We start from the raw sequence: 13,355 nt of genomic DNA on the forward strand, positions 1-13,355 counted from the left end.
CCCCACGCTCGCGTCGAACCTGCAGCTGTTGTGCGGCTCCGGGTCGACCGGCTGCCACGGCATCTCCTCCGCTCGCCCGAGGACGCGTACACCCGCCGGCTCATCGCGGCCTGCTCGACCGGGTCGGGGACGGGAGCGGCCGCGATGAGCCGGCGGGTGTACGCGTCCTCGGGCGAGCGGAGGATGCGTTCGCGGGTCCCCGACTCCACCAGCCGCCCGTGGTTGAGCACGACGACGCGGTCGCAGAGCGAGTCGACGACGGCGAGGTCGTGGGTCACGAAGAGGCAGGCGAACCCCAGGCGCTCCTGCAGTTCGCGGAACACGTCGAGCACCCGCGCCTGCACGGACACGTCGAGGGCGCTCGTCGGCTCGTCGGCGATGAGGAGTGCCGGATCGAGCGCCACCGCGCGGGCGATCGCGATCCGCTGCCGCTGCCCGCCCGAGAGCTCGTGTGGGTACCGGTGTCGCCACCCGGGGCCGAGCCCGACGTCGGTGAGCAGTCGGTCGACGCGCACGTCGACCTCCGCGGGGTCCAGCCCGAGGATGTGGCGGAGCGGCTCGGCGATCGTCTGCGCGACCGTGTACCGGGGGTTGAGCGAGAGCATCGGGTTCTGGAACACGACGCCGACCCGCCGACGCATCGCACGCCGGTCGGCACGACGCGCCGTCCCGACGTCCGTCCCCACGACCGTGACCGTGCCGGCGGTGATGGGTGCGAGTCCCACCGCGGCCCGTCCGATCGTGGTCTTGCCGCTGCCGGACTCCCCGACCAGGCCGACGATCTCACCACGCCCCACCGTGAACGTGACGTCGTCGACCGCCCGGAACCGCCCGCGGAGGCGGCTGCCGTACTCGACCACGAGGCCGCGGACCGCGAGGACCGCGTCCGGGACGGGCGTGGTGGCGGTGGGCACGGCCTCCCGGCCGGTCTCGCCCATGCGCGGGACGGCGGCGAGCAGCTCACGCGTGTACTCGGCGGCGGGGTGGTGGAAGACGTCCGCGACGTCGCCGGTCTCGACCACGCGCCCGTTGCGCATCACGACGACGCGGTCGGCCAGGTCCGCCACGACGCCCATGTCGTGGGTGATGAGCAGGATGCTCGCCCCGGTGCGTGCGCGGAGCCGGCGGAGGACGTCGAGCACCTCGGCCTGCACTGTCACGTCGAGCGCCGTCGTCGGTTCGTCCGCGATGAGGAGGTCCGGGTCCGCGGCGAGCGCCATCGCGATCATGACGCGCTGGCACTGGCCCCCGGACAGTTCGTGGGGGTACTGCCGGATCCGGTGCTCCGGGTCCGGCACCTCGACCATGCGGAGCAGCTCGACGCACCGCACGCGCACGGCGTCCCGGTCGCGGAGGCCCGGGTCGGCCCGGCGCACCGCCTCGGCGAGCTGGAACCCGATGGAGAACACCGGGTTGAGCGCGGCCATCGGGTCCTGGAAGATCATCGACACGCGTCGGCCGCGGACCCGGCGGAGCGTCGGCTCGTCCGCGCCGACGACGTCGAGATCGCCGAGTCGGACCGCTCCCGACGTCCGCGCTCCCTCGGGCGCGATGCCCATGACCGTCATGGCGGTCATGCTCTTGCCCGACCCCGACTCCCCGACGACGGCGACGACCTCGCCGCGGCCGACGGTGAACGAGGCGTGGTCGACGGCGACGACCTCCTCGTCCTCGACCGTGAACGCGACGGTGAGGCCGTCGACGACGAGGACGGGTGCGTCCGTCGCGGTGTCGTACGCGGTCGGTGTCGTCATGGTCGCTCCTCGGGGTCGGTGCCGGCGTCGCGGGCGGCCTTGAACGCCTCCCACTCCGCGAGCATCTTGCGGTGGTGGCTGTGCAGCCACGTCATGTAGTCGCGTCCGTTGACCAGGCGTTCGCGGATCGGTGCATCCGCGGGGTCGTCCGAGTCGCCGAGTGCCGCGAGACCCTGCTCGATCACGTCGCGCTCGCGGTCGAGGTAGCGACGCTCCCCCGCGAGCCAGCTCCCCCACACGTCGTTCTCGGCGCGGAAGTAGTGGCTGCGCTCGCCCGGGACGAAGTGCCGCTTGATGAACCCCGACACGACGAGGTGCCGCGTGGCCATCGACACCGCGCCGGAACTCGCCTCGAGCCCGGCCGCGATGTCCGCCGACGACGAGTACGGCGCGCGCGTCATGATGAGGTACGCGAGCACCCGTCCGTCCATGAGCGGGAACCCCGACCCCTGGAGCATGATCGCGAACTCCTCGACGAACGCCTGGCGGGCGGGGTCGAGGACCGGGCCGACACCGGTGGCGTCGGCGGGGGTCCGCTCGTCCGTGCTCATCCGTGTCCCGTGCTCAGGCGAGTCCGGCGGCGACCGCGGGCGACTCGTCACCCGGAACGGCCCAGGGCGTCATCGACATGCCCCCGCCCGCCCGGATCGCGGTCACCGTGCCGTCGTCGTCGCGGGTGTACCGGATGTCCTCGTCGACGGAGCCGAACCGGTTGCCGGAACTCATGCGCACGGTGTCCGGCCCGGTGACGGTGAGGCGCGTGACGCTGTCGAGCGGCCCGGGCGCCGAGGGGTCGATCTCGAGCAGGCGGTCGCCGATCCGGGCGATGTCCGCGACGCCCCACGGGTTCGCGAACCGACCGGTCAGGGTGTCGACGTCCACGTCGTCGGGGGCGTCCGAGAGTGCGTCGCCCGGGGCCGCCGTGTCCGCGGCGGCGTCGAGCAGCCGGAGGATGCCCTGGGCGAGCAGGGTCGCGGGTCCGGCGGCGGCGTTCGTCATGACCGAGATGACGAGCGACGACGTCGGGTCGAACAGCGACTGCGTGATGTGACCAGGGAACCCGCCCGAGTGTCCACGGACGTCGTGCCCGGCCACGCGGTCGACGATGAACCCCATGCCGTACCCGCGCGACGCCGGGTCGTCCTCGGCGGTCCACGCCCGACGCTGCGCCTGACGCTTGGCGTGGTCGGACAGGAGCTCGCCCTGCCCGATGACGTGCGCGGAGAAGTACCGGACGAGGTCCTCGGCCGTGCCGTGGAACCCGGTCGCCGAGGCCATCGCGCGCGTGTCCACGTGCGGGAGCCGCGAGCGGGTGCGGTCGACGTGGAAGCCCGTGTACCCGACGACGAAGTCGTCCGCCCGGGTCGGGTCCCAGTCCGGCCCGGTGTCCCGGAGCCCGAGGGGCTCGATGATCTCCTCGCGCACGTAGTCGTTGTAGGGACGCCCGGAGACCGCGGCGACGACCATGCCGAGCAGCGAGTACCCGAGGTTCGAGTAGTTGAAGCTCGAACCGACCGGGACCTTCGACCCCTGGTCGAGCACGAGCGCCAGCAGTTCGTCCTCGTCGGGGAACGGCCGCGCCAGCGACCAGTAGTCGCCGTCGAGTCCGTCGCGGAGGACCCCGGCGCCGTGCTCCATGAGCTCGCGGACGGTCGCGTCGGCGATCGGCGACCCCGCGTCGACGAGCGCGGGGACGTACGTGCCCACCGTGTCGTCGAGACGGAGCTGCCCCCGCTCGGCGAGCAGCATGAGCGCCGTGGCGGTGAAGGTCTTGGAGTGCGAGGCGATGCGGAACAGGTCGTGCTCCGTCAACCGGCGCCCGGCCTCCACGTCGGCGTACCCGTAGGCGGTCGACCAGACGACCTCGCCCTGGTAGCCGACGGCGACCTGCACGCCCGGCACCCGGAGCTGCCACACCTTGTACGCGACCCAGTCGGCGATGTACGGGAGGACGCCGCGGTACGCGTCGAGCGCGGCGGCGGAGGGTTCGGCGTTGGTCAAGGGAGTACCTCCTGATCGGTGACCGGCGTCAACGGCGACGCGGGTCGAGTGCGGTCCGCAGCGTATCGCCGAGCCCGATGACGCTGAGCACGGTGACCGCGAGGAACAGGGCGGGGAACACGAGCATGTGTGGCGCCTGCTGGAACTGGGTGGTGGCCGCCGAGAGCTGGAGGCCCCAGGAGATCGCCGGCGCTTCGAGCCCGATGCCGAGGTAGGTCAGCGACGACTCGGACACGATGGCCCCACCGACCGTGATGGTCGCGAGGACGAGCAGCGGCGAGATCGACGACGGCAGGACGTACCGCGTCGTGATGCGCCAGGTCGAGAGTCCCATCGTGCGGGCGGCGAGCACGAACTCGGCCTGCCGGATGCCGCGCACGGACCCGCGGACGAGCCGGGCCATGGTCGGCCAGCCGAAGAGCGCGAGCACGAGCGACACCGTCAGGACGTTCCGGTCGCCGACGCTGTTGAGCACGACGACGGCGCCGAGCAGGAACGGGAAGCCGAGGAACACGTCGGTGAGGCGGGAGAGGACGGCGTCGACCCAACCGCCGTTCATGCCGGCGAGCGTGCCGACGACGACCGCGACGACCATCGCGAGGACGGTCGTCAGGACCCCGACGGCGACCGACGAGCGGGTGCCGTACACGACGTTCGCGTACACGTCGCAGCCCTGCAGGTCGTAGCCGAACGGATGCCCGGCGGACGCGCCGTGGCCGCTCCTGCCGAGGTCGCAGGCACGCGGGTCGCCGTGGCCGAAGAACCCGGCGAAGAACGCCGGGAACACGGCGATGAGGAGCACGAGCGCCAGGACCGCGGCGGGGACCCAGAAACCGGGCGTGCGGAGGGCCGCGGCGAGCGGACGACGACGCGCGGCGACGACGGGTTCGAGGGTGGCGCTGAGCGCGGAGTCGGTCATCGTCTCACTCGCGGGTCGAGGGCGGCGTGGAGGAGGTCGACGAGCACGCTCGTCACCAGGAACACGAGGATGAGGGCGGTGGAGATCCCGACGACCGTGGCGCCCTCGTGCGACCGGATCCCCTGGAACAGCAGGTTGCCGACGCCGGGCAGGTTGAAGATGCCCTCGACGATGACGGTCCCGCCCATCAGGTACCCGAGGTCCGTCGCCAGGTACGTGACCGTCGGGATGAGCGAGTTGCGCATGACGTGCACACCCACGACGCGTCCGGGGGTGAGCCCCTTGGCCCTGGCGGTGCGCACGAAGTCCGCGTCGAGGGTGTCGAGCACGCTGGTCCGCGTGAGCCGCGAGACCGCCGCGAGACCGAAGACCGCGATGACGAGGGCGGGCAGGACGTAGGCGAACGGCCACCCCGCGGTGACCCCGGCGACCGGGAACCACCGGAGCCGCACGGAGAACACGAGTTGTGCGCCGACGCCGAGCACGAACACCGGCACGGCGCCGATCACGATCGTGCCGATGAGCACCGTCCGGTCGAGCACGGTGCCCCGCCGGAGCGCCGACACGACGCCGAGTCCGATGCCGAGGACGATCTCGAACAGCCAGGCGGTGAGCGCGAGTGCGATCGTCACGGGCCACCGCGCGGCCATCTCCGAGCCGACGCTCTCGCCGTCGAAGTCCGTGCCGAAGTCGCCGTGGAGCAGGCCGCCGAGGTAGCGGAGGTACTGCTGCCACAGTGGCTCGTCGAGGTGGTACTCGGCCCGCAGCGCGTGCACGACCGCGTCGCTGAGCGGCCGGTCGCCGCCGAGCGCCTTGATCGGGTCACCGGGGAGCGCGAACGTCATCGCGTAGATGAGGAACGTCACCCCGAGGAACACGATGAGCAGGCCGCCGAGTCGGCGGCCGACGACGAGCGCGGTCCGCATCACGCGCCTCCCGGCACGCCCACCGGTCGGGAGGCGCGGCTGCGGGCGGCCCCGTCGCCGGCGTCCGCCCCTGGGTCCGCCTCCGCCGAAGAGCCGGCCGCCGGTCCGTCGCCGCCGCCCGCCGCCGGGCCGAGCGTGCGTGCGAGGTGCGACGCCGCAGCGAGTACCGCGCCGTACTGGACGCCGACGAGCGCGGCGAGCGGGATCGGCTGCTCCGCCCCGGTCCCCGCCTCGGCCTGCCACGTCGCGTACTGCTCGACGAGGCGGTCGCGGAGGCGACGGAGCGCCACGGGCGCCGTGCCCGCGGTGGTCTCGGCCTCGATCGCACGGAGGAGCATGCCGCCGTAGCGGAGCCGGAAGCACCGCACGAGGTCCTCGAGGCCGAACCGCTCGGCGACCGTGGCCATCCGCTCCGGCGGTTCGCGGTCGGCCCGGGCTCGGTCCGTCTCCGCCATGCGCGCGAGCATCGGGACGAAGGCGCGCGAGGCCTCGAGGAACGGGGTCGCGATGGTGAGCATCGGGGACGCGGCGTCGAGCACCTGATCGAGGACGGAACCGGTGACCGCCATGGCGTCGGCGGTCCGACGGACGAGGTCGGCGTAGGACTCGCCCGTCGCCGTGTCGTCGTCGGCGTCCGGGTGCTGCCAGTACGGCAGTTCGGCCACGAGCGAGAGCGTGCCGTGGCGCCCCGCCCACGAGGACGACGACGACCCACCGATGAACGCGGCGGGGTCGATGCCGAGGGACTCGTAGTAGTCGTACGCCTCGTCGATCTCCCCCATCGCGAACACCGACCGCGCGTACTCCCGCAGGTACGGGGACTCGGGTTCGCCGGTGTCGAGCGGGAGCCCGAGCGCGGCCGGGACGGCGTGCAGGGTGGCGATGACCTCCGGCTCGTCGCGGGAGAGGTAGTAGTAGACGCCGCCCATCTCGCCGTTGTGCAGGCTCACGAGCAGGTCCGGCCGCACCCGGTCGATGAGCAGCATGAGTCCGAGCGTCTCGGGCAGGACCCGGTCGAAGTACGCGCCCTTGTGGTTCGTCGGGAACGTCCACTCGACCTGGGCGTCGGGTGCCGGCCGGTAGAAGTGCCGGGCGTAGTGCACGCGGTCCGTCGGGTCGTCGAACCACGCCTCGTTGAGCCGCATGCCGTCCGGGTCGATCGTCGGGACGATGTGCCACGTCGTGTCGAGGGCCGCCGCGAGCACCGGGTCGGTGAGCACGCTCTGGGCCAGGTGCAGCGCGGTCCACGACCCGATCGGCTCGTTCGGGTGCACCCCGCCGACCACGACCGCCGAGCGTGCACCGCGGCCGACCCGGTAGGCGTGGATCGGCTCGCCGAGGCGGCTGGTGCCGACGCGGGTGACCGTGACGGCGTCGGGGTGGTCGGCCGCCAGGCGGTCGAACCGCGCGACGAGGTCGTCCACCGTCGGGAACCCGGTGTGCTGCGGAACCGCGCGGGCGTGTTCGACGATCGTGGCGGTGTCGAGGCCGGTCACTTGCTGACCTGGATCTCCGAGATCACGGGGCTGCCGGCGACCTCGGGGAGCTTCGTCACCTTGCTGCTCGTGACGTAGGAGTACTTGTCGAAGAACGTCGGGACGATCGGGAAGTCCTGGAGCACCCGCTTCTGCGCCTTGTTGTACAGGGCGTCGGCGGCGGACTGCGTCGATGCGGCGTCGGCCTGGTCGAGCAGCCGGTCGACGTCGTCGTTCTGGTAGTACCCGGCGCAGGTCGTGCACCCGCCCGCCGCGGTGAACAGCGCGCGGAGCGTGTTCTGCTGGCTCGTGTACAGGGCGCCCCAGTGGCCGAAGTGCGGTCCGGCGACCGTCTTGGCCGTCAGCGTGCTGTAGTACGACGCCCAGTCCGTGGTGGGCTTCGCCACGACCTTCGCGACACCGAGGTTCTGGCGGATCTGGTTCGCGTACGCCTGGTACAGGGAGTCGAGTCCGAGGCCGCCGGGGTAGACGAGGTCCATCTCGCCGGAGAACCCGCCCGCCGCGGCGAGGAGCTGCTTGGCGGCCGCGGGGTCGTACGTGCAGTACTTGCCGCAGATGCCCTCCTGGGTTCCGGACATGACCGGCGGGGTGAGCGCGGTCGCGGGTTCGTAGAGTCCGCCGTAGATCGCCTTGTCCACCTGCTTGCGGTTGATCGACATCGAGATCGCCTGACGGATCCGCGGGTCGGAGTACCGCTTGTCCCAGAGCGGGAACCCGAGGTAGTCGATGCCCGGCGAGGTGAACGAGTACAGGTGGTCCCCGAAGTCCGACTTCGCGCTCGTCATCTTGTCGGCGGGCAGGTAGAGGACGTCCGCGTTGCCGGCCAGGACGTCCGTGTAGGCGGTGTCCATGTCGCTGTAGCTGCGGTAGGTGACCCGCTCGGTCTTCGGCGCCGGGCCCTGGTACCCGCTCCAGGCCCTGACGGTGAACTCCTTGTTCTTCGTCCAGGCCTCGGTCATCTCGTACGGGCCGTTGCCGATCGGCTTCTTGTCGTACGCCTTGATGTCCCGGTAGGCGGCCTTCGGCATCGGGTAGAACGCGGTCTGCGCCTGGCTCAGCTGGAGCGGGAACTGGCTGTCGGCGTGCGTCAGCGTGACGGTGAACGTGTCCTTGCCGGTGACCTTCAGCCCGCGCATGGTGTCGGTCGTCGGCGTGCCCGAGGTCGGGTTGAGGTCGGAGTACCCGACGATCCCGGCGAGCTCGCCGCTGTTCTCCCACGCGTGCGGGGCGTACGCCGTGTAGTTCCAGGCGCGGACGTAGCTCTCGGGCGTCACGGTCTCGCCGTTCTGGAACTTCCAGCCGTGGCGGAGCGTGATGGTCCAGGTCGTGGCGTCATCGCTCTTGACGCTCTTCGCGGCCAGGTCCGTCAGGTGGTCGTCGCTGTCGGTCTGGACGAGCGGCGCGAACAGGCTCATCACCTGGTCGAACGCCACCGTCTGTCGGCCCGGGGTCAGGTGGTCGGGCACGCCGGTCGCGTACACGAGGCTCGTGCCGGACGCGTCGTCCGACGAGGACCCACCGCCCGCCGAACACCCGGTCGCCACCAGTGCCAACGCCGCCGCCGCGGCCACCGCCGCGATGCCACTCCGTCGCATGTCCATCTCGCTCCTCGCGGGGCCGCGACGCGTCGCGCCGGGCCTGCTGTGGCCGCCGGATCGGTCGGCCGGGCCGGGCAGGAGCCGGCTTGGCTGCTCACGGTAGGGAGCACGGCGGCGCGCACTCAAGGCTTCTTTCACTCCGCGTTGAAAGCTTCACGAGGTCGAAACACCGACGAAACAGCCCCGGTGGTGGCCGCGCAGGGCCTGTGGGACGCTGTCCGACATGCGCCACACACCCGCGTTCCTGATGACGGACCCCGAGGAGGTCCGCCGCCTGGTCCGCGCGCACCCGTGGGCGACGATCGTGTCCGCGACGACGGAGGGCCTGGTCGCGTCGCACTACCCGTTCCTGCTCGAGGACCCGGGTGACGACGCCACGGAGATCACCCTGGTCAGCCACGTCGGGCGCCCCGACGAGGTCGCCCACGAACTCGGACGGCACGAGGTCCTCGTCATCGTGCAGGGTCCGCACGGGTACGTCTCGCCCGCCTGGTACCCGGCCCAGCAGTTCGTGCCCACCTGGAACCACGTGACCGCCCATCTGTGGGGCACGCCCGAGATCCTGTCCGACGAGGAGAACTTCCGTGTGCTGGGGGAGCTCGTCGACCACTTCGAGCGGCGCATGCCGTCGCCGGTCGGCCTCGACGTCGACGAGGACGCCGCCCGCCGCATCGCCCGGGGCACCGTGGGGATCCGGATCCGGGTGACGCGGTTCGAGGCGCGCGCCAAGCTCAGTCAGAACAAGGCGCCCGAGGTCGTCGACGACGTCATCGCCGGGCTCGAGTCCCCCGGGCCGTACGGACACCGGGCGCTCGCCGCGGAGATGCGTCGCGTCCGTGACCGCGCCACGGCCGCGCCGGATCCCGAGGACCGGCCCGCGCCGGAACCGGCCCCCGGGACGGACCGCACGTGACCGGGACCCTCATCCGCCACGTTCGGCGCATCGGGACCGCGGGCGCGTCCGCCGACGTGCTCGTCCGGGAGGGCCGGATCGCCGCCGTCGCACCGGCCGGCGTCATCGAGTCCACCACGCCCACGGCCGACCTCGAGGACGTCGTCGACGCGGACGGTGCCTGGCTCGGCCCCGGGCTGTGGGACCACCACACGCACTTCGACCAGTGGGCGCTCGTCCGGCGCCGGGTCGACGTCTCGGCATGCACGAGCGCCGCCGCCGTCGCCGCGGTCATCGCCGACGCCGTGCGGAGCGCCCCGCCCGACGACGTCCTCATCGGCTACGGGTTCCGGGACGGGCTCTGGCCGGACGCCGCCCACCGTGACCTGCTCGACCGGGCCGCGCCGGGCCTCCCGGTCGTCGTCGTCAGCGGTGACCTGCACGCGGTGTGGTGCAACGGGATCGCGCTCGCGCGGTACGGCGACCTGCTCGACCGGCCCCTCGTGACCCATCCGACCGGGCTGCTCCGCGAGCAGGACGCGTTCGACGTCAGCACGGCGATCTCCCGCGTGCCCGACGCGGTGCTCGACGACTACGTCGCCGACGCCGTCGAGGCGGCGAGCGGTCGGGGCGTCGTCGGGGTCGTCGACCTCGAGATGCGGTTCGGGCTCGACCGCTGGACGCGCCGCGTCCGCGCCGGCATCGACGGCATCCGGGTCCGATCCGGCGTCTACCCCCAGGAGCTCGACGCGGTGCTCGACCGCGGGCTGCGCACGGGCGACGTCGTGCCCGGCACCCTCGGCCTGGTGTCCATGGGGCCGTTCAAGGTGATCACCGACGGTTCGCTCAACACCCGCACCGCCGCCGTAGACGAGCCCTACGCGGGGCTGCACGGGCACGACGCACTCGGGGTCCTCGCGTTCACGCCGGACGAGGTCCGCGCGCTCGTGCGCCGCGCCGCCGACGGCGGACTCGTCCCCGCGGTGCACGCCATCGGCGACCGGGCGAACGCCCTGGCGCTCGACGTGTTCGAGCAGGTCGGGGTCCGCGGGTCCATCGAGCACGCGCAGCTCCTGCGCCCCGCCGACGTCGCCCGGTTCGCTCGACTCGGCGTCGACGCGAGCGTGCAGCCGGAGCACGCGATGGACGACCGCGACGTGGCGGACCGCTACTGGGCCGGCCGGACCGACCGCGCGTTCGTGTTGCGCACACTCCGCGAGGCCGGGGCGCGCCTCCGCCTCGGGTCCGACGCCCCCGTCGCGCCGCTCGATCCGTGGGTGTCGATGGCGGCGGCGGTCGGTCGGGACCGCGACGGCCGGGAGGCGTGGCGCCCGGAACAGCGCATCGACCAGCTGACCGCGTGGACGGCGTCGACCGACGGCCGCAGCACGGTCGCGGTCGGCGACGTCGCGGACCTCGTGCTCGTGGCATCGGACCCGCTCGCGGCGTCGTCCGGTGCGCTCCGGTCGATGCGCGTCCTGGGGACCGCGGTCGAGGGGCGCTGGACGTACCTGGACCGCTGAGCGGGGCCGGCGCTGAGCGGGGCCGGCGCCGAGCGGGGCCGGCGCCGAGCGGGGCCGGCGCCGAGCGGGGCCGCTGCGGTGCGGACCGGGTCAGGTCTGGTCGACCGGGCACCAGTAGAGCTTGCGGCCCGCCATCATCGCCATGGCGATGTTCGTCCCGCACACGCGGCAGGGCAGCCCGGCGCGGTGGTACACCCAGTGGCGGTCGTCACGGCTGCGGAGCGCGGCGTCGTACTCCTCGGGGGTCAGGTCGTCCATGGTCATCATCTGACCGACGCGGACGCCGTCGTGCAGGAGCGTCGACCAGTCCCGCCAGAGGGCCCGTGCCTGCTCGTCGGTGACCTGCTTGCCCGGCTTGTACGGGTCGAGGCGGGCGCGGAACAACAGCTCCGCGCGGTAGACGTTCCCGATGCCGCTGACGACCGACTGGTCCATGAGCAGCTGCCCGATCGGGACGTTCCGCCGCCGCACACCGTCCACGAACCGCTGCTCGGCCTCGGGGCCGTCGTCGACCATGGGGTCCGGGCCGAGCTTGTCGATGGCGCGCTGGATCTCCTCCGCCGTCTCGACGACGCACGCGGTCGGCCCACGGAGGTCGGCGACGGCGGTGTCCGTGAGGATCCGGACCCGAACCTGGCCGACCGGCTCGGGCGGGAAGGCCTCGATCGGGGTCTCCTCGTGCTCCTGCTCCGCCATGCGGTAGCGCGAGCGGCGGGGTGCCCCGATGCTGGCCAGGGAGTCCTCGCCCGCGGCGTCGACGATCGTCCCGCGCTGGTTGGTCTGCCCGATCCGGCCGTTCGCGCTCGCCATCGTGGCGTCGGTCGATATCTCGCCGGCGAAGTCCCACGCACCGTAGAGGCCGAGGTGCACGCGGAGGAACAGGCCGCCCTCGAACTCGAGGAACATCTGCTTGGCCACCGCCGTCGCCCCGGTCATCACGCGGCCGTCGAGCTGGGCGGCGCCGGCCGCGAACCGCCCCTGGGGGCTCGACACGCTGCAGCGCTGCCCGACGAAGTGCAGGGAGAACTGCCGCGCGATGCGGTGGATGGAGTGACCCTCGGGCATCGGGACGGCTCAGGCGTCGATCTGCTTGCCGGCGATCGTGCCGGTGGTCTCGTACTCGGCGAGCTGCGCGATGCGACGCGCGTGGCGCTCCTCGCCCGAGAACGGCTCGGCGATGAACAGGTCGACGAAGCGGATGGCCTCGGCCTCGGTGTGCTGGCGGGCACCGATCGAGATGACGTTCGCGTCGTTGTGCTGCCGGGCCAGCAGTGCGGTCGACTCGTTCCACACGAGCGCGGCGCGCACACCCTCGACCTTGTTGGCGGCGATCTGCTCGCCGTTGCCCGACCCACCGAACACGACGCCGAGTGCCTGCACGCCCGCACGCTGGTCGCGCACGACGGCCGACGCGGCGTTGATGCAGAACGAGGGGTAGTCGTCGAGCGGGTCGTACTCGGCGGGACCATGGTCGACGACCTCGTGGCCGGCCTCGGTGAGGTGCTGGGCGAGCGTGTGCGAGAAGTCGAGGCCGGCGTGGTCCGTGCCGAGGTGGATGCGCATGCCTGCGATCCTATTCCCGGGCGCAGACGCCGCTCCGGGCCGGTCCGGGGTGCTGCCGGCCCCTAGCATCGAGGCATGACCACGACCCCGCCGGACGTCGTCGTGCGGCATGCCGAGCCGGACGACCTCGACGTCGTGCACGCGCTCCACCGCGAGGCCGTCCTGCACTCCACGGCGATCTGGCGCGACGAACCGCTCCCCCGCGCGTGGTTCGACGACTGGCTGGCGGAGCGCCGCCGCGACGGGTTCCCGGTGTTCGTCGCCGAGGCCGACGGTGCGGTCGCGGGCTACGTCACCTACGGGCCGTGGCGCGAGAACCCGGGCTACCGGTGGACCGTCGAGGACAGCATCTACCTCGACGCGCGGTTCCACGGCCGGGGCATCGCGTCGACGCTCCTCGGGGCCGCGATCGACCATGCTGTCCGGGACGGACGACACGTCATGATCGCCGACATCGCCTCGGACAACGCCGCGTCGATCCGCCTGCACGAACGGTTCGGGTTCGAGCACGTCGCCACCGTGCGCGAGGTCGGCCGCAAGTTCGACCGGTGGCACGACCTCGTCGTCATGCGGCGAGCCCTGGCCTGACGGGGTGGGCCCGACCCTCCGCCGAGATCGCAGAACACGCCGCTCACGTCCATCCGTGAGCGGCGTGTTCTGCGATCTCGGCGACTCTGGGGGCC

The 13,355-nt window shown here is 72.5% G+C and carries 12 protein-coding genes; 3 read left to right on the forward strand and 9 right to left on the reverse strand.

The genetic code is table 11. The annotated features are described in order from the left end of the window. From DEI86_RS16145 to DEI86_RS16175, 7 genes are all read right to left on the reverse strand, one after another. Nucleotides 1–1,754 (reverse strand): ABC transporter ATP-binding protein (locus tag DEI86_RS16145; RefSeq protein ID WP_111050180.1); only part of this gene is annotated, 1,754 nt, incomplete at its 3' end. Next, nucleotides 1,751–2,305 (reverse strand): GbsR/MarR family transcriptional regulator, encoded by a 555-nt coding sequence (locus DEI86_RS16150; RefSeq protein WP_181434902.1) that lies wholly within the window; start codon nucleotides 2,303–2,305, stop codon nucleotides 1,751–1,753. The genes DEI86_RS16150 and DEI86_RS16145, both read right to left, overlap by 4 nt. Nucleotides 2,306–2,318: 13 nt before the next feature. After that, nucleotides 2,319–3,755 (reverse strand): serine hydrolase, encoded by a 1,437-nt coding sequence (locus tag DEI86_RS16155; protein WP_111050181.1) that lies wholly within the window; start codon nucleotides 3,753–3,755, stop codon nucleotides 2,319–2,321. Between the two features lie 28 nt (nucleotides 3,756–3,783). Continuing rightward, complete coding sequence (locus DEI86_RS16160) at nucleotides 3,784–4,674, reverse strand: ABC transporter permease (RefSeq protein WP_111050182.1); 891 nt, start codon at nucleotides 4,672–4,674, stop codon at nucleotides 3,784–3,786. Continuing rightward, on the reverse strand, nucleotides 4,671–5,600 hold the full coding sequence (locus DEI86_RS16165; protein WP_111050183.1) for an ABC transporter permease: 930 nt from the start codon (nucleotides 5,598–5,600) through the stop codon (nucleotides 4,671–4,673). The genes DEI86_RS16160 and DEI86_RS16165 overlap by 4 nt, the downstream gene beginning before the upstream one ends. Continuing rightward, complete coding sequence (locus DEI86_RS16170; RefSeq protein ID WP_111050184.1) at nucleotides 5,600–7,096, reverse strand: M14 family zinc carboxypeptidase; 1,497 nt, start codon at nucleotides 7,094–7,096, stop codon at nucleotides 5,600–5,602. Before DEI86_RS16170 ends, DEI86_RS16165 begins: the two co-directional genes overlap by 1 nt. Continuing rightward, a complete protein-coding gene (locus tag DEI86_RS16175; protein ID WP_258376590.1) occupies nucleotides 7,093–8,697 on the reverse strand; it encodes an ABC transporter substrate-binding protein in 1,605 nt (534 codons plus the stop codon). The genes DEI86_RS16170 and DEI86_RS16175 overlap by 4 nt, the downstream gene beginning before the upstream one ends. 220 nt (nucleotides 8,698–8,917) lie before the next feature. Between DEI86_RS16175 and DEI86_RS16180 the strand changes: the two genes are divergently transcribed. Beyond that, the gene (locus tag DEI86_RS16180; protein WP_111050185.1) at nucleotides 8,918–9,607 is read left to right on the forward strand and encodes an FMN-binding negative transcriptional regulator; all 690 of its coding nucleotides are present in this window, start codon (nucleotides 8,918–8,920) and stop codon (nucleotides 9,605–9,607) included. Continuing rightward, the gene (locus DEI86_RS16185; protein ID WP_220038540.1) at nucleotides 9,604–11,109 is read left to right on the forward strand and encodes an amidohydrolase; all 1,506 of its coding nucleotides are present in this window, start codon (nucleotides 9,604–9,606) and stop codon (nucleotides 11,107–11,109) included. Before DEI86_RS16180 ends, DEI86_RS16185 begins: the two co-directional genes overlap by 4 nt. A 90-nt stretch (nucleotides 11,110–11,199) precedes the next feature. On the opposite strand, the gene DEI86_RS16190 is transcribed toward DEI86_RS16185, so the two are convergent. Then, nucleotides 11,200–12,174, reverse strand: a complete 975-nt coding sequence (locus tag DEI86_RS16190) for an Fpg/Nei family DNA glycosylase (protein ID WP_111009924.1) — start codon at nucleotides 12,172–12,174, stop codon at nucleotides 11,200–11,202. 9 nt (nucleotides 12,175–12,183) lie between these two features. Next, on the reverse strand, nucleotides 12,184–12,672 hold the full coding sequence (locus DEI86_RS16195) for a ribose-5-phosphate isomerase (protein WP_111009926.1): 489 nt from the start codon (nucleotides 12,670–12,672) through the stop codon (nucleotides 12,184–12,186). 75 nt (nucleotides 12,673–12,747) lie between these two features. On the opposite strand from DEI86_RS16195, the gene DEI86_RS16200 reads away from it, so the two are divergent. After that, complete coding sequence (locus tag DEI86_RS16200) at nucleotides 12,748–13,260, forward strand: GNAT family N-acetyltransferase (RefSeq protein ID WP_111013789.1); 513 nt, start codon at nucleotides 12,748–12,750, stop codon at nucleotides 13,258–13,260. The last annotated feature ends 95 nt before the right edge of the window (nucleotides 13,261–13,355 follow it).

Source organism: Curtobacterium sp. MCBD17_028 (assembly GCF_003234875.1).
GTDB lineage: Bacteria > Actinomycetota > Actinomycetes > Actinomycetales > Microbacteriaceae > Curtobacterium.